This is a genomic window from Rathayibacter rhapontici, from assembly GCF_001995175.1.
Classification (GTDB): Bacteria; Actinomycetota; Actinomycetes; order Actinomycetales; family Microbacteriaceae; genus Rathayibacter.
This window is the reverse complement of record NZ_MUKN01000005.1, coordinates 15,954-38,124: the sequence shown is the minus strand read 5'-3', so window position 1 is coordinate 38,124 and position 22,171 is coordinate 15,954. Positions and strand designations below refer to the sequence as shown.

Here is a 22,171-nt window from a genome sequence, read left to right as displayed (position 1 = left end):
CCCTCTCGGTCCGAGCGCCGACGGATCACCGGCGCGGCCGCCGCCCACCCTAGACGAGACGACTCGGAGGCGGCTGCGGCCCCTCCGGCGGAGTCAGCGGGGTGTCGGGCCCGTGCTCGAGCAGCCGCTGGAACAGCACGTGGTCCTGCCACTCGCCCGCGATCCGGAGGTAGCGGCGTGCGACGCCGATGCGCTCGAACCCGTTGCGCTCCAGCACCGTCTGCGAGCCCCTGTTGTGCAGGAGCGTCCCCGCCTGGACGCGGTGCAGGCCCAGCTCGCCCCCGGCGATCCCCATCGCCGCGCCGACCGCGCGGGTCATCACCCCGCGGCCCTCGAGGCGGGCGTCGAGCCAGTAGCCCATCTCGGCGCTCTCGAAAGCGCCCCGGAGGATGTTCGACAGGGTGATCCGCCCGACGATCTCCTCGCCCTGCACGAGGACGAGGGGAAGCACGCTGCCGGAGCGGTGGGCGAAGAGCGCGTCGGCGATGGCGTCGGTCTGCCCGCCCGCCTCGAAGAACCGGGCCGAGCGCAGCGGCTCCCACGGAGCGAGGTGGCGGCGGTTCCGGCGGTAGGCCTCCGAGAGCGCCGGTCCGTCCTCTCGGGCGACGAGGCGGAGCACCGTGCTCTGGTCGAGTCGGATCGGAGCGGGCACGCCACCGAGGGTAGCCCGCACGGCCGACCGCGCAGAACCTCCGGGCGAGCCGCCGGCGGTGCGGGCCGTTAACGAGGGAACCCCGGCCGAGGGCCGGGGTTCCAGGTGGTGGGCGATACTGGGATCGAACCAGTGACCTCTTCCGTGTCAGGGAAGCGCGCTACCGCTGCGCCAATCGCCCGTTGCTCCGCGAGGAGCGCCTCGTTCGTCGGAACGATCGAGGTGGATACGGGATTCGAACCCGTGTATACGGCTTTGCAGGCCGCTGCCTCGCCTCTCGGCCAATCCACCGTGTATTGGGTTCGGTGTCGGCGGCCCGCGAGGCGAGCCGACCGGGGTGGAGAAGGCCCGGAGGCCCTCTCAGAAACATCGGCCCGGAGGCCGATATTCGAGCGGATGACGAGATTCGAACTCGCGACCCTCACCTTGGCAAGGTGATGCGCTACCGCTGCGCCACATCCGCATGTAGGTCGTATTCAGTTGTATTGCACAAGCACTTCGGAGCTACGTCTTGCCGGACGCTTCCCGTCTTCGCCTCCCCGGCGCTTTCGCTGCCCGGCTCGACCTAGAAGACTTTATAGGACGGCTGCGCGAGAAACCAAATCGAGCGGACGCGGATCCGGGGGACGTCGCCGACTTCCCCGTCTTTCCGCCGGAAACCGCCCCGACACGCCCCGTTCACCCGGGCGTGGCGCGCCGCCGTGGTGCTTTGCGCGGTCCGGGATCCGCTAACATCGTCTCTCAGGCCGTCCACAAGACGTCCTCCTGGGCGATTGGCGCAGTTGGTAGCGCGCTTCCTTCACACGGAAGAGGTCATCGGTTCGAGTCCGGTATCGCCCACCCCCACCCCCGGCCCGTGCAGCAGCGCGGCACCGGGGGTTTTCTCGTGCCCCGCCCGGGCCGTCCCGCTCCGATCCGACCACGAGGTGCCACCCGCCGTGATGGGCCGCTCCCACGCCGTCTCCGGCGCTCTCGCCTGGTCGGTGGCCACCTCCGTGCCGGCGATCGCCGGTCCGCTCGGCATCGCCGATCTGCCGCTCGACATCCGCCTCGTCGGTCTCGCGGTCGCCGCGGGCTGGGCGCTCGCCCCCGATGCCGACCACGCCCGTGCGACGATCTCGCGCTCCGCACCGGGCGCCTCGATCCTGACGGCCACGGCCGGTCGCATCAGCGGCGGACACCGCCACGGCATGCACTCGCTGATCGCCATCGCGGTGGTCTGGTACCTCGTGCCCGTCCTGACGGCGGTGCGCTTCCCGCTCCCTCCGCTGGGCACCGTGTCCCTCGCGGCGCTGCTGACGCTCCCCGCGATCGCCTTCGCGGCGAAGGCCACCAGGGCCGCCCGCTCCTGGCCGCTCGCCTGGGCCGCGGCGACGGTGGTCACCGCGCTCCTGATCGGCCTCGCCGACGGCAGCTGGGCGTGGCTGCGCGTCGCGGCCACCCTCGGCTACTTCGTGCACATCGCCGGGGACGCCCTGACCACCGAGGGGATCAACTGGCTCTGGCCGCTGCGGATCCGGTCGCCCCGGGCGCTCCGCCGCGTCCCGGTGCTGCGACGGCTCTGGACCTCGGGCGGGTACGCCGCGCTGCCGGTCCTCGGCTCGGCAGGCTCCTGGCGCGAGACGATCCTCTACTGGCTCATGTCGGCCGCGACGACGGTGCTGACCGCCGCGCTGCTCGTCTCGGAGCTCCTGCCCGCCTGACGCGTCAGAAGACCTTCCCCGGGTTCATGATGCCCAGCGGGTCGAACACCGCCTTGATGCCCCGCTGCAGCGCTGTCGAGTCCTCCCCCAGCTCCTCCTCGAGCCACCGCCGCTTGAGCAGCCCCACGCCGTGCTCGCCGGTCAGAGTGCCCCCGAGCGCCACCGCCGTGCGGAAGAGCTCGGCGGCCGCCTCCCAGACCTCCACTCCCACCTCGTGCGCACCCGGGGGCAGCACGAAGTTCGGATGCAGGTTCCCGTCGCCGGCGTGGGCGACCGTGGGGATCGACAGTCCGGTGCGCTCCTCGATGCCCCGGATCGCCGCGAACATCGCCGGCAGCGCGGAGCGGGGGACGCAGACGTCCTCGATCAGCACCTCGCCCTCGGCCTCCAGCGCGGGGTGGAACGCCCGGCGCACCGCGAGCAGCGCCTCCCCGGCGGCCCGGTCCTCCGTGGACTCCGCGTCGCCGCCCGCGCCCACGACGATCCGGAGGATCCGCTGAGCCTCCTCCCGGGCTCCCCCGCCGTCGGTCTGCACGAGGAGGTAAGCGGCACCGCGATCCAGCGCCGTGCCCGTGTAGCGGCCGATCGCGGCGAGCGCGGCCTCGTCCATCAGCTCCATCACCGCCGGACGCAGCCGCGCCGCGGTCACCGCAGCGGCGGCCGCGGCGGCGAGGACCACGCTCGGGAAGTACGCCCCGATCGTGACGACCGGACCCTGCGGCACGGGCCGCAGCTTGACGGTCGCCTCGACGATCACGCCCAGCGTCCCCTCCGACCCGGTCAGCAGCGCGGTGAGGTCGTAGCCGGTGACGCCCTTGACGCTGCGCCGCCCGGTGCGCACCAGACGGCCGTCGGGCAGCACCACCGCCAGGCCCAGCACGGCCTCCCGCGTCACCCCGTACTTCGCGCAGAGCAGGCCGCCGGCGTTGGTGGCGATGTTGCCGCCGATGCTCGAGATCGCCTTGCTCGCGGGGTCGGGAGAGAAGATCAGCCCGTCGGCGGCGACGGCGTCCGACAGCGCCTGGTTGATCACTCCGGGCTCCACGACCGCCAGCTCGTCCTCGAGCGAGATCTCGAGGATCCGGTCCATCCGCGCGGTCGAGAGCACGATCGCGCCGCTCGTGGCGACGGCGCCGGCGGCCAGCCCGGTGCCGGCTCCCCGCGGGACGACCGGCACGCGGTGCGCGGTCGCGAGGCGCAGCACGGCCTGGACGCCTCGACGGAGCGGGCGAGCACCAGCGCGAGCGCGCGCTCCCCCGTGGTGAAGCCGGACTTGTCGGTGTGCACCGCCTCGAACTCCCCTCCGGCGACGACGAGCGCCTCGCCGACGGCGTCCTGCAGGGCCCGCAGGATCTCGGTGCTGTCCATGGTCCACTCCGTGCCGTCGCGGTCGATCCTGTCGATCCTTCCACGCGCGAGGGGCAGGATGGAGGGATGACCGGGTGCCCACGATGACCGCCCCCACGAGCGCGGGTCTCCTCCTGCACCGCACCGGCCCCGCCGGGCTCGAGGTGTTCCTCGGGCGGATGGGCGGACCGCTGTGGACGAGGCGTCCGCGCGCCTGGTCGATCCCCAAGGGGCTGCACACCGCGCAGGAGGCGCCGCTGGACGCCGCGAGACGCGAGTTCGAGGAGGAGATCGGCGTTCCCGCGCCGGACCTCGACTACCGGCTCCTCGGCGCGTTCCGGCAGTCCTCCGGCAAGATCGTCACGGTCTTCGCCGGAGCGGGAGGGGACGACGTGCGCTTCGCGGCGAGCAACACGTTCGAGCTCGAGTGGCCGCGCGGCTCCGGCGTCGTCCGCGAGTACCCCGAGATCGAGGCGGCCGACTGGATGAGCGCGGCCCGGGCGCGGACCGAGATCGTCGCCGGTCAGCTGCCGGCGCTCGACGCGCTCGAGGCGGGCCTCCGGAGCGGTCCGGCGTCGTCCGGGACGAGCGGCACCGACGCGTCGTCGTCGGAGCGGACCACCGGGCCCCGCAGCCGCTGAGCCCGCTCCCGGCCGGAGCCGTGTCGTGCGGACGTCCGCCCGGACCCCCTGCCGTGCAGGCGCTCAGGTGTAGAGCGACAGCGGCTGGACCTCGCCGGTGAGGAAGGCCGCGCCCACCTCGAGCTTCTTGTAGTCGACCGGATCGTGCAGCGAGTGCGTGCGGACGTTCCGCCAGTACAGGTCCAAACCCACGGAGCTCTTCGCCGAGCTCGAGCCCGTCGCCTCGTAGACGCGCGACGCGGCGTCCAGCGCCAGATCGTTCGTCACGACCTTCACCTTCGCGATCTCGATCGCCAGTGCCGCACGCGACTGCGCGGTCACGGCGTCGCCCTTCGCGATCTCGGCGTCGTGCAGCACCGCGACCCGGTCGGCGAGCGCCTCCGCCGCTGCCGTGTGCGCGACGAGCTCCCCGTAGAGCCGGCGCACGAACGGGTCCTCGGAGTAGCGGTCCACGCCGCTGAGGAACCACGAATTCGGACGGCCGAGCGTGATCTCCCGCGCCCGGGCGAGCACGCCCTCGGCGATGCCGAGGTAGAGGTTGCCGAAGCCCAGCTGGATGCTCGGCGTGATCAGCGTCGCGAAGGGCTCGTCCGTGAGCGGACCGAGCAGGTCCTCCGGCTCCACGCGCACCGAGGTGAAGCGGACGGAGCCGGACGCGCTCTGGCGCTGCCCGAGGTAGTCCCAGTCGCCCAGCGGCTCGACGCCCTCGCGGTGCCGGTCGATCACGAAGGCGATCGCCGTCCCCGCGTCGGGCCCCTCCGCGATCACCGCGTTCACCAGGGCCACGTCGCCGGCCGACACCCCGGTCGAGAAGCGCTTGAGGCCGTCCAGGCGGTAGCCGTCGCCGTCCGGCGTCAGCCGCAGGTCGGGATCGACGGGGTTCACGGAGTCGCCCCACAGGTGGCGGCCCTCGATGGTCGCGCGGTAGAAGCGCTCCCGCTCCGCCGCCGGCGCCGTGAAGGCGATGTTCGCCGAGTTGACGAAGTGGTAGAGCAGCAGCTGGGCGAGGGAGGCGTCGGCGCGGGCGAGGATCCGCACGACGAGGAACGCGGTGCTCCAGTGCGCACCTCCTCCGCCGAGCTCCCGCGGGTCGAGCAGGTTCACCAGACCCGAGTCGCGCAGCGGCTCGAGCTCCGCTGCCGGGTCCAGGTTCGCGCGATCGCGCTCGAGCACGTCGGCGGCGAGCACGCGGCCCACCTCCTCGGCGATCGCGCTCCAGTGCGCCGTCTCCTCGGCGGAGGCGGTGCCGGTCCAGTGCGTGCGCGGGCGGGCGAGGGTGCTGTCGAGCGTCATCGTGCGGACTCCTGATCGGTGGTGGCGGCGGGCTCCGGCGGCAGGACGGCCAGGACCTCGGGAGGCAGTCCGTCGGCGGCGGAGGGGCCGCCGGCGTAGGCACCGCGGTAGGCGGCGGCGGGGTGGCTGTCGGCGACGCGCGCGTTCCCGGGTCCCTGCAGGTACTCGCGGAGGGTCGATCCCTCGTACTCGTCCCACACGCGTCCGCGGCGGCGCAGCTCCGGGACCGCCAGGTCGACGAAGTCCTCGAAGGTGCCGGGGGTGATGACGTAGGCGAGGTTGAAGCCGTCGATGCCGCCGACGTCGACCCAGCGCTCGAGCTCGTCCGCCACGGTGCTCGGGCTGCCGACGATCACCGGGCCGATGCCGCCGATCGCGAGGAAGTCGGCGACGTCGTCCGGCGTCCACTCGCGGGTCGGATCCGCCTTGGTGAAGATCGAGAGCGCGCTGCGGACCGCCTCGGTGTCCACGTAGCGCAGCGCCTCCTCCGGGTCGTAGAGCGAGAGGTCGAGGCCCGACCAGCCACCGTAGAAGGTCAGGGCGCCCTCGCGGCTGGCGTAGCCGAGGTACTCCTGGTGCTTGGCGCGGGCCGCCTCGTCCGTCTCGGCCACGATGACGGTGGCGAGCACGAGGATCTTGATCGCGTCCCGGTCGCGGCCCGCCGCTCGGTGCGGTCGCGGATGTCGTCCGTCGTCCGCCTCGTCAGCTCGGGGGTGACTCCGTTGATGAAGACCGCCTCGCCGTGACGGGCGGCGAAGTCGCGGCCGCGGGGCGACGCTCCGGCCTGGAACACGACGGGCGTGCGCTGCGGCGAGGGCTCCGCGAGGTGGATGCCGGGGACGCGGTAGAAGCGCCCCTCGTGGGCCACGGGATGCACCTTGCGCGGATCCGTGAAGACGCCGCGCTCGCGGTCGCGCAGCACCGCGCCCTCCTCCCACGAGCCCTCCCAGAGCTTGTACGAGACGTCGAGGAACTCCTCCGCCAGCGCGTAGCGGTCGTCGTGCGGCATTTGCGTCTCGAGGCCGAGGTTCTTCGCGGCGCTCTCGAGGTAGGACGTGACGACGTTCCAGCCGATCCGGCCCTTCGTGAGGTGGTCCAGGCTCGAGAGCCGGCGGGCCAGCGAGTAGGGCTGCTCGTAGGTCGGGGCGATGGTCACGCCGAAGCCCAGATGCCCGGTGACCGCGGCCATGGCCGGGATCTGCAGGATCGGGTCGCCGACCGGGATCTGCGCCGAGTCGATCAGGGCGGGGCCGGCGGAGTCGCGGTACACGTCGTAGACGCCCAGCACGTCGGCGAGGAACAGGGCGTCGAAGGTGCCGCGCTCGAGCGTCCGGGCGAGGGACGTCCAGTACTCGAGGTCGGTGTACCGGTGCGCCTGGCTGTCGGGGTGGCGCCAGAGCCCGGGCGCCTGGTGCCCGACACACGTCATGTCGAAGGCGTTGAGCACGATGCGGCGCGGGCGCCCGCTCGGCGGCTCCTGCTCGAGCGGTGCGTCGTCGCGCGGCGCGTCCTGGGGCAGCGGCACGTCCTGGGGCATGGGGATCCTTCTCGTCGCGGGCGGCGCGGGCAGCGCCTCGGCGGGCTCGACGGTATCCCCGACCCGCGACGCACTCCGCCGCGCGGCGCAACCTTTCGTCACACGGCGCGTGTGTGACGAACCGTGAAGCGGCGGGGCGACGCGGGGCGTCCGCGTCCAGCACGATCGGTGCCGACTCCCCACGACGACCCGGCCCCGGCCCGACGATCAGGACAGACCATGCGATCCACCCGCACCCTCACCGCTTCCGTGGCGCTCCTCGGAGCCGCCGCGCTCGTGCTCTCGGGCTGCAGCCTCAAGACCGGGGCCGCCGCCGACGACTCGGCCGCCGACGCCGCTCCGGCCGCGGCGAGCGCCGCCGTCGACGTCCCGAGCCTCGAGGGGAAGACCATCGGCGTCGCGGCGAAGGACATCGTCCACGACTTCAGCCGCATCGTGTACGAGAGCGTCCAGGACCGGATCGAGGCGCTCGGCGGCGAGGTCGTCGCCACCCAGGCCGAGGCCAAGGACGACAAGCACGTCAGCGACATCGAGAACCTCGTCGCGCAGGAGCCCGACGCGATCATCGTGATCCTCGGCGACGCCACCACCCTCGCCCCGGCGCTGCAGGAGGTCGACGACGCGGGCATCCCGCTGTTCACGATCGACAACGTCTCGCCCCTGTCGATCAACAACGCGACGAGCGACAACTGGCAGATCGGCTCCACGCTCGCCCGCACCATCGCGGAGGACATCGGCGGTCAGGGCCAGGTCCTCGTCTTCAACGGCTTCCCCGGAGTAGCGCCCTGCCGCATCCGCTACAAGGAGCTCGCTCTCGTGCTCGAGGTCTACCCCGGCATCACGCTCATCCAGCCCGAGCTGCAGGACAAGTACGAGGGCACGATCGAGGACGCGAAGCAGCAGATCACCGATGCGCTCTCCCGCTATCCCGAGGGGGAGATCTCGGCGATCTGGTCGTGCTGGGACACGCCGCAGATCGGCGCCGCGCAGGCGGTCGACGCCGCCGGACGCGACGAGATCAAGATCTACGGAGTGGACGCGGACCAGGGCGCGCTGGACCTGATCCTGGACCCGGCCTCCTCCTACACCGCCACCGTCGCCCAGCAGACCGAGGCCATCGGCAGCGGCTCGGCCGAGAACGTCGCGCGCTTCCTCGGCGGCGAGGAGGACAGCGTCCCCACGACCAGCTACTTCGCTCCCGTGCTCATCACGAAGGAGAACGCGGCGGCCACGATCCAGGAGCTCGGTCTCGGTGGCTGACCCGCTCCTGTCCGCGCGGGCACTGTCGATGCGCGGCATCGGCAAGGCGTTCGCGGGCGTGCCGGTCCTGCGCGACGTCGGACTCGAGCTGGCGGCGGGCGAGATCGTGGCGCTCGTCGGCGAGAACGGCGCGGGCAAGAGCACGCTGATCAAGATCCTGACCGGCCTGTACTCGTCGGACGCGGGATCCGTGGCGATCGACGGCGCGCCCGTCGCGATCGCGAGCCCGCGCGACGCCGAGCGGGCCGGCGTGCAGGTGGTGCACCAGGACCGCCACGTCGCGGGCCGGCTGAGCGTCGCCGAGCAGCTCTTCCTCGGCCGGTCGGAGGGGCGCCGCGGCCTCGTCTCGCCGCGCGCCCTGCGTCTGCGGGCCGAGCGCGAGCTGCTCGAGCGCGTCGGACTCGCCCTCCGCGGCGACACCCTGGTCGACGACCTCACCGTGGCCGAGCAGCAGCTCGTCCAGGTGGCGCGGGCCCTCTCCAGCGACCCGCGGGTCCTGGTCCTCGACGAGCCGACCGGGCCGCTGGCCGCGGAGGAGGTCGAGATGCTCTTCTCGGCGCTGCGCCGTCTGGCCGCCCGCGGCACGGCCGTCGTCTACATCTCGCACTACCTGCAGGAGGTGCGCCGCATCGCGTCCCGGGTCGTGGTCCTCCGCAACGGCGCGAACGCCGGCGAGGTCCTCCTGCACGGAGCGCCCGGCGAGCTGGACGACGTGGTGCGGCTGATGATCGGCCGCGACGTCGAGGAGTTCGCCGAGGGACCGGGGCGCGTCGTCGATCGCGACGCCGCCGCCCTGCTCGAGCTCGAGGGGCTCTCGGCGCCCGGGCTCGACCCGCTCTCGCTCGCCGTCCGCCCCGGCGAGGTGGTCGGAGTGACGGGACTCGTCGGTTCCGGCGTCGAGATCCTCGCCGACGCTGTCGCCGGTGTCGTTCCGCACGGGGGCCGGGTGCGGGTCGCCGGCCGCCGCGTCTCCTCCGCCCGCGCCTTCGTGGCGGCCGGCGGCGCGTACGTCCCCAGCGACCGCCGCCGCGACGGGGTGCTCGTCCGGCACACCGTGGCCGAGAACCTCTCCCTCGCTGCGCTGGGCGCCGTCTCGCGCCTGGGCTTCGTGTCCGACCGCCGACGCGAGCGGGCGCTCGCCGCGGAGTGGATCCGCACCCTCGACATCCGCCCCGCCGATCCGGACGCCGTCGTCGGCACCCTGTCGGGCGGCAACCAGCAGAAGATCGCACTGGGCAGGTGGCTCGCCGCGGGTTCCCGCGTCTTCGTGCTGGACTCCCCCACCGCCGGGGTCGACATCGGCGCGCGCACGGCCCTCTACCGGCGGATCGAGGCGCTGGTCGACTCCGGTGCCGCCGTCCTGCTGGTGAGTCTCGACCTCGAGGAGCTCGTGGGGCTGTCGGACCGCGTCGTGGTCCTGCACCGCGGCGCCGTCCGCGCCGAGCTCCCGCGCCGAGACGCGACCGGCGACCGCATCCTCGCCCTCGCCTCCGGCGCCGACGACGCGCCCGTCCCCCAGGAGTCACGATGACCGCCCTCGCCCCGTCCCGCGCGCCCGCGGGGACCGCGCCCCGTCGGCGCGGCCTCGGCGCCCTCGCCGTGATCGGCTACCTCGTCGTCGCCGCCGAGATCCTCCTCTTCTCCCTCGCGTCGCCGTCCTTCGCGACACCCGGGAACGCCGCGACGATCCTCCTGCAGGCGGCCGTGCCCGCGATCGCCGGCTTCGGTCTCGCGATCGTCGTGATCACCGGCGGCGACGACGTCGTCACCGGCGGCATCGACCTGTCCTCCGGCCCCGTGGTCGGGCTCTCCGGAGTCGTCGCCGCCGTCGCCGTGCAGTCCGGCTGGTCGGCTCTCCCCGCGATCGCCCTCGCGCTGCTCGTCAGCGTCGGCTTCGGCGCCGTCAACGGCACGGCCGTGGTGCTGGGGCTCCGCCCCCTGCTCGCCACTCTCGCCACCTCCGGCATCGTCACGAGCACCGTGTTCCTCGCGACCGACAACGTGAAGGTGCCGCTCGAGGACCCGCTCTTCACGTGGCTGCGCTCGGGCACCGTCCTCGGCGTCCCCGCCCCGGTGCTCGTGCTCGGCGCCACCGCGCTGCTCACCGGCCTGCTGGTCGGCCGCACGCCGTGGGGCGTGCGCAGCTACGCCGTCGGCCAGAACCGCACGGCGGCGAGCGTCGCGGGCATCCCCGTCTGGCGCTACGTCGGCGGCAGCTACGTGATCGCCGGGCTCCTCGCCGGCATCGCGGGCATCCTCCTCGCAGCGCGCCTCGCGGCCGCGGTGCCCGGCATCGGCGCGCAGATCCTGCTCGACATCATCCTCACCGCGTTCCTCTCGGTCGTCTTCTCCCGTCGCCTCGTCGTGACGATCGGAGGCACGCTGCTCGCGGCGGTCTTCGTCGCCGCACTCGGCAACGGCTTCACCCTCCTGGGGGTCGGCAGCCAGTGGGTCGGCGCCATCAAGGGGATCCTGATCCTTCTGGTCCTCGGCCTCGCGGCCGTCCGAGAGCGAGGCGCCCGCCGATGAGCACGATCACCCAGGCCCCGCCGGCCACGCCCACCGCCGTCGATCCGGCGGTCCGGTCCGAGCGCCGACGCGCTCTCGCGGTGCGCGTCCTCGCCCCCGGCACCGTCGCGCTGATCCTGCTGGTCTTCGGCACGCTCGCTCCCGGGTACTTCGCCGCGGGCAACCTGCTCAGCGTCCTCAGCGCCGGTGCGATCCTCCTGATCGCCGCCACCGCCATGACCGTCGTCGTCCGCACCGGCGGCATCGACCTCTCGATCGGGGTCGCGATCGATCTGGCCGCCCTCGGCGCCGCCGGTCTCATCGCCGACGGCTACGTGGGCTGGTTCGCCGTGTCGATCGGACTCGCCTTCGGCGCGCTCGCCGGACTCGTCAACGCGGTCCTGATCGTCGTGCTGCGCATCCGCGCCTTCCTCGCGACGCTGAGCGTCTGGTTCATCGGCACGAGCGTCGAGCAGCTCCTGACGGGCGGCGGCGCCCCGGTGTACCTCCGCCGGACGGGCACTCCCGACGACTTCGCGGCGATCGGCAACGCGACTCTCGGCGGCGTCCCGGTGCCGGTCGTCGTCGCCGTCCTGCTGGGGGTCGCCGTCTGGCTCCTGCTGGACCGCACGCGCTGGGGCCGCGTGCTGACCGCGACGGGCGAGCAGCCCACCGCGACGCGCATCGCCGGCCGTCGGACCTCCCTCGTCCTCGCCTCCGCGTACGTCGTCGCGGCCCTGATCGCCGGGGTCGGCGGAGTGGTGCTCGCCTCGCGCAGCTACGGCTTCTCCCCCGCCGGCGGGCAGCCCTACGTGCTCGACGCCATCGGCGCCGTCTTCATCGGCGCGACGCTCAGCAGACTGGGCCGACCGAACATCCTGGGCACCGCCGTGGGAGTGCTGATCTTCGGCCTCCTCAACAACGGCATGGTGCTCATCGGGCTCTCCTTCTATTGGCAGGGCCTCCTGCGCGGAGTCGTCCTGCTGGCGCTCCTGCTCGCCACCGCCGCGCTCCGGCGCGAGAGCATCGCCCCGGCGCTGCGCTCGCTGACGGGAGGCGGGACGCGGGGCCGGCGCCCGGCGCGTCAGTCGGCCGCGCAGTAGACCCGGAGCGCGAGGCGCACGATCCGCACCGACGCCTCCTCGTACCCGTCGCGCCGGCCGTCGAACACCTCGGTCTCGCCGTCGTGCGCCCAGCCCGGGTCGTCGCCGTGCGGTCGGCGCACCGAGATCGTCAGCCGGTCCGTCGAGGAGGACTCCACCACCGGCGCCCGCCAGCCGGGCACCCGACCGACGATCGGGGTCGCCGCGCGGCCCAGCACGAGCGAGATCGCCCCGCGGGTGCGCGGCCGGCGCCCCGCGTGCAGGATGCGCACGTCCAGCTGCCCGTCGTCGAGACGTCGGCGCGCGAGGGGCGTCGCGGTGCGCGGGTGCTCCTGGTTGACGCCCACGAAGTACGACCAGACGAGCTCGCTGCGTCCGTCGCGCCGCAACTCGAACGGGTCGGTGCCGCGCACCACCCGCAGGGCGGCGAGCACCGCGGCGACGGGCTTGCCGAGCACCTTCTCGTGCTTCTCCCGGGCGGCGACGAACTCGGGGTAGACGCCGACCGAGACCGTGTTGAGCACCGTCACGGGCTCGGAGCCGCCGACGACGACCTCCGCCACGTCCACGTCCCGCCGCTCACCGTGCGCGGCCGCGTCGAGCGCGTCCTCGATCGTCAGCAGCCCCAGCGCCTTGGCGAAGTGGTTCATCGTGCCGCCGGGCAGCACGAGCAGCGTCATCCCCTCCGACCGCGCGAGCGCGGCGCCGACCGACATCGTCCCGTCCCCGCCGTACACGCCGAGCACCTCGGGAGGAGAGTCGCCCTCCCGCGCCGACCGCACGACGTCGACGAGCTCCTCCCCGTCCTCGAGGCGGTGCACGCGGGCCTCCGGGAAGCGCTCGAGGATCAGGGGCTCCGGATCGGGCCGGTGCGAGTCGCGACCCGCACCCGGGTTCAGCACCACGAGCAGCGCGGAGCCGTCGCCGAGCGGGCGGGCGCCGACCGGAGGGAGGGTCGCGCGCTCCGAGACCGGCACGTGCCGCGGAGTCGCCGGCACCAGCAGCCGGCCCAGCGTCGCGACGGTCGCGCCGAGCGCGGCACCGCCGAGCACGTCCGACAGCCAGTGCACGCCGACGTGCAGTCGGGAGAAGGCCACGGCGGCGGCCAGCGGAGCGACCGCGGCTCCGACCTTCGGGTTCTCGAGGGCCACCCCCGCGGCGAAGGCGGCGGCGCTCGCCGCATGACCGGACGGGAAGGACGGGGACGTGGGCACGCGGGCGAGCCGCCGTCCGACGGGCACGTCGACGACCAGCGGTCGCACTCCGCCGAAGAGGCGCTTGCCGATCAGGTTCGCCGCGGCGCTGGCCGCGAGCAGCGACAGGACGCCTCTGGCGGCCTCCCTGGGTCGTCCGGCCGCGAGCAGCAGCGCTCCGAGCCCGAACCACAGCACGCCGTGGTCGGCCGCTCGCGAGAGTCCGACCAGGGCCCCGTCGACGAGCACCGGCGAGCGTCGCGCGTTCAGCCGCCGCGCCGCCCGGGCGTCCGCCCGCCGCACCGCCCGCGGGAGGCCGGTGAGGCGGCGGAGCAGGACGAGAGGGGGTCGTGTTCCGCGCAGGGCCATGGCCTCAGCCTAGGAGTCCTGGCCTGACGGAGCGCCGGGGCCTCAGACCTCGCCGAAGCCCGACTCGACGAGATCGCCGAGCCGTCGGACGGCCTCGTCGGCCTCGGAGCCCGTCGCCGAGATCACGACCTCGTCGCCCCGGTTCAGACCCAGCGACATCACTCCGAGCAGGCTCGTCGCGTCCTTGCCGTTCGCATCGATGCGCGCATCGAACGCGGTCGCGAGCTTGACGAACTCGGCGGCGGGTCGCGCGTGCAGGCCGTTGGGATTGATCAGCACGACGCTGCGACGGACCCCCGCCGCAGCGGGCGGCTCCTGGGGGGCGGGCGCTGCCGCTCCCCGAGCCGACTCCGCGGCGCGGACGACCTCGTCGAGCGGGGCTCCGGTCTCGGCCGCGACCGCCGCGGCGACGGCGCCCTCGACCAGCGGAGCGTCGACCAGGCGCACGCGCCCCCGCGCGTCGTCGTCGAGGAACTCCAGCGCCGTCTCGGCCGTCATGATCGCCGACCCCAGGTCGCAGAGCACCACGGCGCCGTCGCCCGAGTCGGCCTCGCCGAGGGCGGCCGTGATGCGGTCGAAGCTGGTGCCGATCCCGCCGTCATCGGTGCCGCCGGCGGCGACGAGCGCGACGGACGGCGCCATCTGCGCCGCGAGCTCCGCCAGGCCCTCCGCGAGGCGGGCGCTGTGCGAGACGAGGACCAGCCCGACGCTCACGCGGCCGCCTCGGCCGCCGCGCGCAGCAGCAGCACGGTCGACACGCTCCCCGGGTCGCGATGGCCGACGGCCCGCTCCCCGAGGTAGCTGGCCCGGCCCTTGCGGGCGACGAGCGGATCCGTCGACTCGGCCCCGGTCTGCGCCGCCTCCGCCGCCGCGGCGAGCACCTCGGCCGGAGCCGCTCCGGCGGACACCGCGGACTGCGCGGCCTCGACCGCAGGGATCCACGCGTCGACCATCGTCTTGTCCCCCGCCTCGGCCTTGCCGCGCAGCACGATGCCGTCCCGAGCGGCGGTGAGCAGAGCGACCACGGCCGGGCCGTCGAGCGACTCCTGCCCCGCGACCGCGGCCGAGGCCTTGAGGAACGCGGTGCCGAAGAGCGGCCCCGACGCACCGCCGACCGTCGAGATCAGCGTCGTCGCGACGATCTTCAGCACCTCCGCCGGTGTGGAGGAGCCGCTCGTCGCGTCGAGCTTCGCGACGACGGCCTGGAAGCCGCGGTCCATGTTCTCGCCGTGGTCGCCGTCCCCGATCGCCCGATCGAGCGTGATCAGCTCGACCCGGTGCTCCGAGATCGACTGCGCCGCCGCCCGCACCCACGCGAGTGCCCACTCGGCGTCGAGCGCCGTCCGTCCGTCCTGCATCGTTCCCTCTCCTGAGACCGCTCCCGCGGCCGTCGTGTCGTGTGCGGTGGAAGCGCCGTCCCCGTCGATCAGCGTCCCCAGCGCAGCGCCGCGGTCTCGACCGGCGCGTCCCAGAGCTCGGTGGTGGCCGCGTCCAGCTTCAGCACGCTCAGCGAGAGGCCCTGCATCTCGAGCGACGTGACGTAGTTCCCGACGAGGCTCCTGGTCACCTCGATGCCCTTCTCGGCGAGCACCTCCGCGGCGCGGCGGTACGCGATGTAGAGCTCGACCAGGGGCGTGCCGCCCATGCCGTTGACGAAGAGCAGCACGCTGTCGCCGGAGGAGAACGGCAGGTCCTCGAGGATCGGGCCGAGGATGCGGTCCACGATCCTGTCCGCCGGCTCGAGGGCGATCTTCTCGCGGCCGGGCTCGCCGTGGATCCCGATGCCGATCTCGATCTCGTCCTCGCCGAGCTCGAAGCTCGGCTCCCCTGCGTGCGGCACGATCGACGGCGACAGCGCGACGCCCATCGACCGGACGTTCGCGTTCACGGCCTCGGCGATCGCCGCGACGGCGTCGAGGGAGTCGCCGCGCTCGGCGGCCGCGCCCGCGATCTTCTCGACGAGGACCGTGCCCGCCACTCCGCGCCGACCGGCGGTGTAGAGCGAGTCCTTCACCGCGACGTCGTCGTCGATGACGACGGAGCGGACCTCGATGCCCTCCGCCGCGGCGAGATCGGCCGCGGTCTCGAAGTTGAGGACGTCGCCCGTGTAGTTCTTGACGAGGTGCAGCACTCCCGCGCCGCCGTCGACGGCCTGCGTCGCCGCGACGATCGGGTCAGGGGTCGGCGACGTGAACACCGGTCCGGGGACCGCGGCGTCGAGCATCCCATGGCCGACGAATCCGGCGTGGAGCGGCTCGTGCCCGCTCCCTCCGCCGCTGACGATCCCGACCTTGCCCGAGCGCGGGGCGTCCACGCGCACGACGAACAGCGGGTCCGCCTCGACCCGGACGAGATCGGCGTGGGCGAGGCCGAAGCCGGCCACGGACTCGGCGACGACGTTCTTGGGGTCGTTGATGAGCTTCTTCATCGAGGTCTCCTCCAGGGTCCGACCACCCCGGAGAGGTCCGGGGCGATCCGGCTCGGGGTGGATCGCGGTCCGCTCCGTCGCGGACAGCGCTCCCACGTTACGCCCTGGCGCCGCGCTCGGGCAGGGCCGCGTCCGCGCGTCCCGGCGTCAGTCCTGCCGCCGCGTCTCGGCGACCCACGCGTCGAGCTTGGCGGTCGCGGCACCGGAGTCGACCGCGTCGGCCGCCCGCTCCATCGCGCTGCGGAAGCGGTCCAGGATCGCGGTCTGGATGAGGGACGGGTCGCGGGCGAGATCGAACGCGATGAGACCGGCCGCCGCGTTCAGCAGCACGATGTCGCGCACGGGACCGCCGTCGCCCGCGAGCACCGAGCGGACCACCTGCGCGTTGTACGCGGCGTCCTTCCCGCGGAGCTGGTCGATGCTCGCCCGGCGCAGGCCCAGATCCCGAGGATCGAGGTCGTGCTCGACGACGAGCCCGCGCGACACCTCCCAGATGTGGCTGTGCCCCGTGGTCGTCAGCTCGTCGAGTCCGTCGTCGCCGCGGAACACCAGTGCGGTCGCCCCGCGGGTCTGGAACACGCCGACGAACAGCGGCACCCGGTCGAGGTGGGCCACGCCGACGGCGGACGCCTCGGGGCGCGCCGGGTTGCACAGCGGGCCGAGGAAGTTGAAGACGGTCGGGATCCCCAGCTCGGAGCGCACGGGACCTGCGTGCCGGAAGCCGGGGTGGAACATCGCGGCGAAGACGAACGCGATGCCGGTGCGCCGGAACGCCTCCGCGACGCGCTCGGCCGACAGGCTCAGGTCGACGCCGAGGGCGCCGAGCACGTCGGAGGAGCCGGAGGACGACGAGGCGGCACGGTTCCCGTGCTTGATCACCGGGGTTCCGGCGGCCGCCGCGATGATCGACGCGGTGGAGGAGATGTTGACGGTGCCGAACCGGTCGCCGCCCGTGCCGACGATGTCCAGCGCCATCGGATCCACGTCCAGCGGCACCGCGTGCTCGAGGATCGCGTCGCGGAAGCCGACGATCTCGTCGACGGTCTCGCCCTTCGCCCGCAGCGCCACGAGCAGCCCCGCGAGCTGCGCCGGAGTAGCCTCGCCCCGCATCACCTGCTCCATCGCCCAGGTCGCCTCCGAGACGCTGAGATCGGAGGATTCGAGGAGAGCACTGAGAATCCGCGGCCAGGACAGGGTTTCCGACATGGCACTCAGATTATCCGGGTACGAACGGCATACGGGAAGTGCGAATCAGCCCTCCGGGCATCGTCCATAATGGTCTGTGTGACGAGCAGCACTCTTACCCCCACGGCCACCGCGCCCGTAGTGAACCGACCCAACCCGGTCGCGGTCGGAACGATCGTCTGGCTGGGCAGCGAGGTCATGTTCTTCGCGGGCCTGTTCGCGATCTACTTCACCCTGCGCAGCACCTCCCCGGAGCTGTGGGAGGCCGAGACGGGCATCCTCAACGTGCCGTTCGCGAGCGTCAACACGGTGATCCTGGTCGCCTCCTCGTTCACGTGCCAGTTCGGCGTGTTCGCGGCCGAGCGGCTCCAGGCGCGCTCCACCGGGCTGAGCCCGTTCAAGTGGGGCATGGTCGAGTGGTTCTTCCTCACCTACGCGCTGGGCGCGATCTTCGTCTGCGGCCAGGTCTTCGAGTACGCCACCCTCGTCTCCGAGGGAGTGAGCCTGTCGAGCAACGCCTACGGCTCCGCGTTCTACATCACCACCGGCTTCCACGCCCTGCACGTCACCGGCGGGCTCATCGCCTTCCTCCTCGTCATCGGCCGCGCGTTCGCGGTCAAGAACTTCGGTCACAAGGAGGCGACGAGCGCCATCGTCGTCTCGTACTACTGGCACTTCGTCGACGTCGTCTGGGTCGGCCTCTTCGTGGTCATCTACTTCCTCAAGTGATGGGTGCCGACCCGATGAACACCTCCACCCCCGATCCCCGCAGGAAGGTTGCCTCGATGGCCTCCCCGAAGACGAAGAGCCGTGCCAAGAAGGGTCGCCGTCACCCCCTGGCCACGCTGGCCCTGATCGCCATCGGCCTCGGACTCACCGGCGGCACCTACGCGGCCGTCGGAGTCGCCACCTCGGCCTCCGCCGAGACCTCCGCCAACAGCCAGCAGACGATCGACGAGGGCTCGAAGCTCTTCGCCGCCAACTGCGCGACCTGCCACGGCCTCGACGCCGCCGGCACCGACAACGCGCCGTCGCTGATCGGCGTCGGCGCCGCCTCGGTCGACTTCCAGGTCGGCACGGGCCGCATGCCGATGCAGATGCACGGACCGCAGGCGCTCGAGAAGCCGGTGCAGTTCACCGACGAGCAGGTCGCCGAGCTGGCCGCCTACGTCGCGTCCCTCGCGCCCGGTCCCGCCATCCCGACCGGCGAGGTCCTCGACGGCGGCGGCGACACCGCCAGCGGTGCCGAGCTCTTCCGCATCAACTGCGCGATGTGCCACAACGTCGCCGGAGCCGGCGGTGCGCTCACCGAGGGCAAGTTCGCTCCCCCGCTGGGCGGCGTGACCGAGGCGCACATCTACGAGGCGATGGTCACCGGCCCGCAGAACATGCCGGTCTTCAACGACCTGAACATCTCGCCCGAGGACAAGCGCGACATCATCTCGTACCTCAAGTACATCGAGGCCAACCCGTCGCCGGGCGGATTCGCGCTCGGCTCCCTCGGGCCGGTCGCGGAGGGCCTCTTCCTCTGGATCTTCGGCCTCGGCGCCATCGTCGCGCTCACGGTGTGGATCACCGCCCGATCGAACTAGTGAACATCCGCGCCCTGACGGGCGTGACAACCCCCACGGCTCCGACCGGAGCCGATAGGCGTGAAAAGGAGAACCATGGCAGAGCACGATGAGGGTGGCACGGACCTCGCCACCTCGTCGGCCACCGGGCACGGTTCGGCTCCGGCCGGCACCGCGGTCGTCACACGGGGCCGGGTCCAGGACCCGGGACTCCCGCCGCACCGCCCCCGGATGACCGATCTCGACCCCAAGGTCGAGAAGCGTGCCGAGCGCACGGTGTACACGCTCTTCTACCTCTCCTTCGCGGGATCCCTGTTCGCGGTCGCCGCGTACATGGCCTTCCCCATCACGGAGGAGATCGAGTCCGTCCGCCTGAACACGCTGTTCATCGGTCTGGGCATGTCCCTCGCCCTGCTCGCGATCGGCATCGCCGCTGTCCACTGGGGCAAGCAGCTGATGTCCGACCACGAGGGCATCGACATCCGCCACCCGGTCCGCTCCTCGGAGGACACCCGGGCCCGCGCCCTCGAGATCTTCGACCAGTCCGACAAGGAGTCCGGCTTCGGCCGCCGCTCCGTCATCCGGAACAGCCTGATCGCCTCGCTGGTCGTCTTCCCGCTGCCGGCGGTCATCCTGTTCCGCGGCCTCGGCCCGCAGGACCAGAACCCCGTCGCACTCCTCAAGACCACCATGTGGAAGGAGGGGACCCGGCTCACGCTGGACCCCTCCGGTGCCCCGATCCTCGCATCGGACGTCACCCTGGCTCCGCCTTCCACGTCATCCCCGAAGGCCTCGACCAGGTCGAGGGCAAGCTCGAGGAGAAGGCCAAGGCCTCCGTCCTCCTGATGCGCCTGAAGCCCGAGGACCTCGTCGTCAGTGAGGGTCGCGAGACCTGGAACTACGACGGAATCGTCGCCTATTCGAAGATCTGCACGCACGTCGGCTGCCCTGTGGCGCTGTACGAGCAGCAGACCCACCACCTGCTGTGCCCGTGCCACCAGTCGCAGTTCGACATCAAGCACGAGGCTGCCGTCATCTTCGGCCCGGCGAAGCGCCCGCTTCCGCAGCTGCCCATCACCGTCGACGACGAGGGCTATCTGGTCGCGCAGAGCGACTTCACGGAGCCCGTCGGACCGTCCTTCTGGGAGCGATGACTCACATGTCCACCACCACACCGTCACGACCCTCGTCGGCGCCCCAGGGCGGCGACGACGGCGTCATCCTCGGCAGCGGCAAGCTGCAGAAGGGCTACGTCGGAGCCGCGTCGAACTACATCGACGAGCGGACGAGCATCTCGGCCGTCGTCAAGGAGTTCGGCCGCAAGATCTTCCCCGACCACTGGTCCTTCCTCCTCGGCGAGGTCGCGCTCTACAGCTTCGTCATCATCCTGCTGTCCGGCACGTTCCTCACGTTCTTCTTCCAGGCGTCCATGGTCGAGACGCACTACGAGGGCAGCTACCTGCCGATGAAGGGCATCGAGATGTCCGCGGCGATGGCCTCGTCGCTCGACATCTCGTTCGACATCCGCGGCGGCCTGCTGATGCGCCAGATCCACCACTGGGCGGCGCTGCTGTTCGTGGCCTCGATCGGCCTCCACATGCTGCGCATCTTCTTCACCGGTGCGTTCCGCAAGCCGCGCGAGCTCAACTGGGTCATCGGCTTCGTCCTCTTCATCCTGGCGATGGCCGAGGGCTTCACCGGCTACTCCCTCCCGGACGACCTGCTCTCGGGCAACGGCCTCCGCATCATCGACGGCATGGTCAAGGGCATCCCCGTCGTCGGCACCTGGATCTCGTTCCTCCTCTTCGGCGGCGAGTTCCCCGGGACCGACATCGTCGGCCGCCTCTACACCCTGCACATCCTGCTGCTGCCGGCCCTGGTGCTCGCGTTCATCGCCCTGCACCTCGTGTTCGTGGTCGTCCACAAGCACACCCAGTTCCCGGGTGCGGGCAAGACCGAGCAGAACGTCGTCGGCTACCCGGTGCTCCCGGTCTACGCCGCGAAGGCCGGTGGATTCTTCTTCATCGTCTTCGGCGTCGTCGTCCTCATCGCGTCGCTCTTCACGATCAACCCGATCTGGAACTACGGTCCCTACGACCCCTCGCCCGTCTCCGCCGGCACCCAGCCCGACTGGTACATCGGCTTCGCGGACGGCGCCCTGCGCCTCGTCCCGCCGGGACTCGAGTGGGCCATCCCGGGCCTGGGCACGCTGTCGTTCAACATCCTCATCCCGCTCGTCGGCCTGGGTCTGTTCATCGTCGCGGTCATGCTCTACCCGTTCCTCGAGGCGTGGATCACCGGTGACAAGCGCGAGCACCACCTGCTCGACCGCCCGCGCAACGCCGCGACCCGCACCGCAATCGGCGCCGCCGGAGTCACGTTCTACGCGGTCCTCTGGGCCGCCGCGTCCTCCGACATCATCGCCACGCACTTCCACCTCACGATGGAGGGCGTCATCCACGCCCTGCAGTTCTGCCTGATCGTCGGCCCGTTCGTCGCGTACTTCATCACGAAGCGCATCTGCCTCGCGCTGCAGAAGAAGGACCGCGAGATCGCGCTGCACGGCTTCGAGTCCGGTCGCATCGTCCGCCTCCCCGGCGGCGAGTTCATCGAGGTGCACCAGCAGCTCGACGAGTACGAGCGCTGGAAGCTGGTCAGCCAGGACGAGTACGAGCCGCTGATGATCCGCCCGAACTCGCGCGGTCGCATCACCGCCCCGCAGCGCGTGCGTGCCGGCCTCTCCCGGTGGTTCTTCGAGGACCGCATCACCCCCGTCACCCAGAAGGAGCTCGAGAGCTCGCACAGCGAGCACTGACCTCCCTCCCCCGAAGCCCGGACGATCCGTCGTCCGGGCCCTTCGTCGTTCCCGGGCGGACTCCGCGCTTCTCCCCCGTTGCCGTCCGCCGCGAGTCGCGATGACACCTGCGCCTGTCGCTCATCGTCATCGCTGCAGTCGGATCGACTCTCAGAGCCGGAGACGTGCTCGTCGAGACGGAGTCGCCGTGGCGGTGGTACTCGGCCGGTCGTGTGACGGCCCCTGTGAGGGCGCCAGGTGGTGGTCGTCGATGCTGCGCGATCCACCGGTGCCGACGCCGTAAGCGGAGGCGCACGAGCCGGGAGCCGGAGAGCGGCCCCGCGTCGAGGAGCCGCAGCCCGGACTGGGCGGCCCGGAGCAGACGGAGGAGCCGTCTCAGGCGAGTCCGGCTCCGGACGAGCACGACCAGCTCGTCGACGAGGCCCTCGCGCAGCAGCGGGTTCCAGGTCGCCGCGCTGCCGAGCATCAGCAGATCGCGGTCTCCGGTCGCCTTGAACCTCCGGACCTCGGGACCAGCGGCGTCGCGCGGCACGATGGGGGTGGTCGATGCACGGCGGGCGTCCGCA

Annotated in this window: 16 protein-coding genes, 4 tRNA genes and 3 pseudogenes; 11 read left to right on the top strand and 12 right to left on the bottom strand. The window is 72.3% G+C overall.

The genetic code is table 11. The features are described 5' to 3' along the window. Positions 1 to 49 precede the first annotated feature (49 nt). The 4 genes from B0T42_RS02765 to B0T42_RS02750 form a co-directional block, all read right to left on the bottom strand. Positions 50 to 652, bottom strand: coding sequence for a GNAT family N-acetyltransferase (locus tag B0T42_RS02765; RefSeq protein WP_236720074.1), 603 nt, complete (start codon positions 650 to 652; stop codon positions 50 to 52). 106 nt (positions 653 to 758) lie between these two features. Then, positions 759 to 833, bottom strand: a tRNA-Val gene (locus B0T42_RS02760). Positions 834 to 872: 39 nt separating this feature from the next. Continuing rightward, a tRNA-Cys gene (locus tag B0T42_RS02755) sits at positions 873 to 943 on the bottom strand. Positions 944 to 1,043: 100 nt separating this feature from the next. Further along, a tRNA-Gly gene (locus B0T42_RS02750) sits at positions 1,044 to 1,115 on the bottom strand. Positions 1,116 to 1,419: 304 nt separating this feature from the next. Here B0T42_RS02750 and B0T42_RS02745 point away from each other — a divergent pair. Together B0T42_RS02745 and B0T42_RS02740 are read left to right on the top strand one after the other, a co-directional pair. Next, positions 1,420 to 1,492: transfer RNA gene (locus B0T42_RS02745), tRNA-Val, on the top strand. Between the two features lie 101 nt (positions 1,493 to 1,593). Continuing rightward, the gene (locus B0T42_RS02740; RefSeq protein WP_077221858.1) at positions 1,594 to 2,355 is read left to right on the top strand and encodes a metal-dependent hydrolase; all 762 of its coding nucleotides are present in this window, start codon (positions 1,594 to 1,596) and stop codon (positions 2,353 to 2,355) included. Between the two features lie 4 nt (positions 2,356 to 2,359). Here B0T42_RS02740 and B0T42_RS02735 read toward each other — a convergent pair. Beyond that, positions 2,360 to 3,723, bottom strand: a pseudogene (locus tag B0T42_RS02735) (FAD-binding oxidoreductase). Positions 3,724 to 3,806: 83 nt separating this feature from the next. Between B0T42_RS02735 and B0T42_RS02730 the strand changes: the two are divergent. After that, complete coding sequence (locus B0T42_RS02730; RefSeq protein ID WP_077221857.1) at positions 3,807 to 4,343, top strand: NUDIX hydrolase; 537 nt, start codon at positions 3,807 to 3,809, stop codon at positions 4,341 to 4,343. A gap of 63 nt (positions 4,344 to 4,406) precedes the next feature. On the opposite strand, the gene B0T42_RS02725 is transcribed toward B0T42_RS02730, so the two are convergent. Together B0T42_RS02725 and B0T42_RS02720 are read right to left on the bottom strand one after the other, a co-directional pair. Then, positions 4,407 to 5,636 carry an acyl-CoA dehydrogenase family protein gene (locus B0T42_RS02725; protein WP_077221856.1) on the bottom strand — a complete coding sequence of 410 codons (1,230 nt, stop codon included), beginning with the start codon at positions 5,634 to 5,636 and terminating at the stop codon, positions 4,407 to 4,409. Continuing rightward, a pseudogene (locus B0T42_RS02720) lies at positions 5,633 to 7,065 on the bottom strand (LLM class flavin-dependent oxidoreductase). The gene B0T42_RS02725 and the pseudogene B0T42_RS02720 overlap by 4 nt, the downstream one beginning before the upstream one ends. A gap of 327 nt (positions 7,066 to 7,392) precedes the next feature. Here B0T42_RS02720 and B0T42_RS02715 point away from each other — a divergent pair. Genes B0T42_RS02715 through B0T42_RS02700 form a run of 4 tightly spaced genes read left to right on the top strand, consistent with a single transcriptional unit; the run spans position 7,393 to position 12,044 of the window. Then, complete coding sequence (locus tag B0T42_RS02715; RefSeq protein WP_077221855.1) at positions 7,393 to 8,433, top strand: sugar ABC transporter substrate-binding protein; 1,041 nt, start codon at positions 7,393 to 7,395, stop codon at positions 8,431 to 8,433. Next, a complete protein-coding gene (locus B0T42_RS02710) occupies positions 8,426 to 9,964 on the top strand; it encodes a sugar ABC transporter ATP-binding protein (RefSeq protein ID WP_077221854.1) in 1,539 nt (512 codons plus the stop codon). Before B0T42_RS02715 ends, B0T42_RS02710 begins: the two co-directional genes overlap by 8 nt. After that, complete coding sequence (locus B0T42_RS02705; RefSeq protein ID WP_077221853.1) at positions 9,961 to 10,962, top strand: ABC transporter permease; 1,002 nt, start codon at positions 9,961 to 9,963, stop codon at positions 10,960 to 10,962. The genes B0T42_RS02710 and B0T42_RS02705 overlap by 4 nt, the downstream gene beginning before the upstream one ends. Then, positions 10,959 to 12,044, top strand: a complete 1,086-nt coding sequence (locus tag B0T42_RS02700) for an ABC transporter permease (protein ID WP_077221852.1) — start codon at positions 10,959 to 10,961, stop codon at positions 12,042 to 12,044. The genes B0T42_RS02705 and B0T42_RS02700 overlap by 4 nt, the downstream gene beginning before the upstream one ends. Here B0T42_RS02700 and B0T42_RS02695 read toward each other — a convergent pair. The 5 genes from B0T42_RS02695 to trpD form a co-directional block, all read right to left on the bottom strand. Then, positions 12,026 to 13,606, bottom strand: a complete 1,581-nt coding sequence (locus tag B0T42_RS02695) for a bifunctional phosphatase PAP2/diacylglycerol kinase family protein (protein ID WP_077221851.1) — start codon at positions 13,604 to 13,606, stop codon at positions 12,026 to 12,028. The genes B0T42_RS02700 and B0T42_RS02695 overlap by 19 nt on opposite strands. A 42-nt stretch (positions 13,607 to 13,648) precedes the next feature. After that, a complete protein-coding gene (gene dhaM, locus B0T42_RS02690; RefSeq protein WP_077221850.1) occupies positions 13,649 to 14,320 on the bottom strand; it encodes a dihydroxyacetone kinase phosphoryl donor subunit DhaM in 672 nt (223 codons plus the stop codon). Beyond that, positions 14,317 to 14,964, bottom strand: a complete 648-nt coding sequence (gene dhaL, locus B0T42_RS02685) for a dihydroxyacetone kinase subunit DhaL (RefSeq protein ID WP_077221849.1) — start codon at positions 14,962 to 14,964, stop codon at positions 14,317 to 14,319. Before dhaL ends, dhaM begins: the two co-directional genes overlap by 4 nt. A 68-nt stretch (positions 14,965 to 15,032) precedes the next feature. Then, positions 15,033 to 16,034 carry a dihydroxyacetone kinase subunit DhaK gene (dhaK, locus tag B0T42_RS02680; RefSeq protein WP_077221848.1) on the bottom strand — a complete coding sequence of 334 codons (1,002 nt, stop codon included), beginning with the start codon at positions 16,032 to 16,034 and terminating at the stop codon, positions 15,033 to 15,035. 147 nt (positions 16,035 to 16,181) lie between these two features. After that, positions 16,182 to 17,240 (bottom strand): anthranilate phosphoribosyltransferase, encoded by a 1,059-nt coding sequence (trpD, locus tag B0T42_RS02675; RefSeq protein ID WP_077221847.1) that lies wholly within the window; start codon positions 17,238 to 17,240, stop codon positions 16,182 to 16,184. 69 nt (positions 17,241 to 17,309) lie between these two features. Between trpD and ctaE the strand changes: the two genes are divergently transcribed. The 4 genes and pseudogenes from ctaE (at position 17,310) to qcrB (ending at position 21,605) form a co-directional block, all read left to right on the top strand. Further along, positions 17,310 to 17,948, top strand: a complete 639-nt coding sequence (gene ctaE / locus B0T42_RS02670; RefSeq protein WP_077221846.1) for an aa3-type cytochrome oxidase subunit III — start codon at positions 17,310 to 17,312, stop codon at positions 17,946 to 17,948. 56 nt (positions 17,949 to 18,004) lie between these two features. Then, positions 18,005 to 18,811, top strand: a complete 807-nt coding sequence (gene qcrC, locus B0T42_RS02665; protein WP_077221845.1) for a cytochrome bc1 complex diheme cytochrome c subunit — start codon at positions 18,005 to 18,007, stop codon at positions 18,809 to 18,811. A 75-nt stretch (positions 18,812 to 18,886) separates the two neighbouring features. Continuing rightward, positions 18,887 to 19,944 (top strand): annotated as a pseudogene (qcrA, locus tag B0T42_RS02660) (cytochrome bc1 complex Rieske iron-sulfur subunit). A gap of 5 nt (positions 19,945 to 19,949) precedes the next feature. Beyond that, the gene (gene qcrB, locus B0T42_RS02655; protein WP_077221844.1) at positions 19,950 to 21,605 is read left to right on the top strand and encodes a cytochrome bc1 complex cytochrome b subunit; all 1,656 of its coding nucleotides are present in this window, start codon (positions 19,950 to 19,952) and stop codon (positions 21,603 to 21,605) included. Positions 21,606 to 22,171 lie beyond the last annotated feature (566 nt).

Excerpts from the sequence above, each read along its gene's own strand:
- B0T42_RS02725 (WP_077221856.1), bottom strand. The coding sequence starts at position 5,636 with ATGACGCTCGACAGCACCCTCGCCCGCCCGCGCACGCACTGGACCGGC.
- B0T42_RS02740 (WP_077221858.1), top strand. The coding sequence starts at position 1,594 with ATGGGCCGCTCCCACGCCGTCTCCGGCGCTCTCGCCTGGTCGGTGGCC.
- dhaK (WP_077221848.1), bottom strand. The coding sequence starts at position 16,034 with ATGAAGAAGCTCATCAACGACCCCAAGAACGTCGTCGCCGAGTCCGTG.
- B0T42_RS02700 (WP_077221852.1), top strand. The coding sequence starts at position 10,959 with ATGAGCACGATCACCCAGGCCCCGCCGGCCACGCCCACCGCCGTCGAT.
- B0T42_RS02705 (WP_077221853.1), top strand. The coding sequence starts at position 9,961 with ATGACCGCCCTCGCCCCGTCCCGCGCGCCCGCGGGGACCGCGCCCCGT.
- B0T42_RS02730 (WP_077221857.1), top strand. The coding sequence starts at position 3,807 with ATGACCGCCCCCACGAGCGCGGGTCTCCTCCTGCACCGCACCGGCCCC.
- B0T42_RS02695 (WP_077221851.1), bottom strand. The coding sequence starts at position 13,606 with ATGGCCCTGCGCGGAACACGACCCCCTCTCGTCCTGCTCCGCCGCCTC.
- dhaL (WP_077221849.1), bottom strand. The coding sequence starts at position 14,964 with ATGCAGGACGGACGGACGGCGCTCGACGCCGAGTGGGCACTCGCGTGG.
- trpD (WP_077221847.1), bottom strand. The coding sequence starts at position 17,240 with ATGTCGGAAACCCTGTCCTGGCCGCGGATTCTCAGTGCTCTCCTCGAA.
- B0T42_RS02715 (WP_077221855.1), top strand. The coding sequence starts at position 7,393 with ATGCGATCCACCCGCACCCTCACCGCTTCCGTGGCGCTCCTCGGAGCC.
- ctaE (WP_077221846.1), top strand. The coding sequence starts at position 17,310 with ATGGTCTGTGTGACGAGCAGCACTCTTACCCCCACGGCCACCGCGCCC.
- qcrB (WP_077221844.1), top strand. The coding sequence starts at position 19,950 with ATGTCCACCACCACACCGTCACGACCCTCGTCGGCGCCCCAGGGCGGC.
- qcrC (WP_077221845.1), top strand. The coding sequence starts at position 18,005 with ATGGCCTCCCCGAAGACGAAGAGCCGTGCCAAGAAGGGTCGCCGTCAC.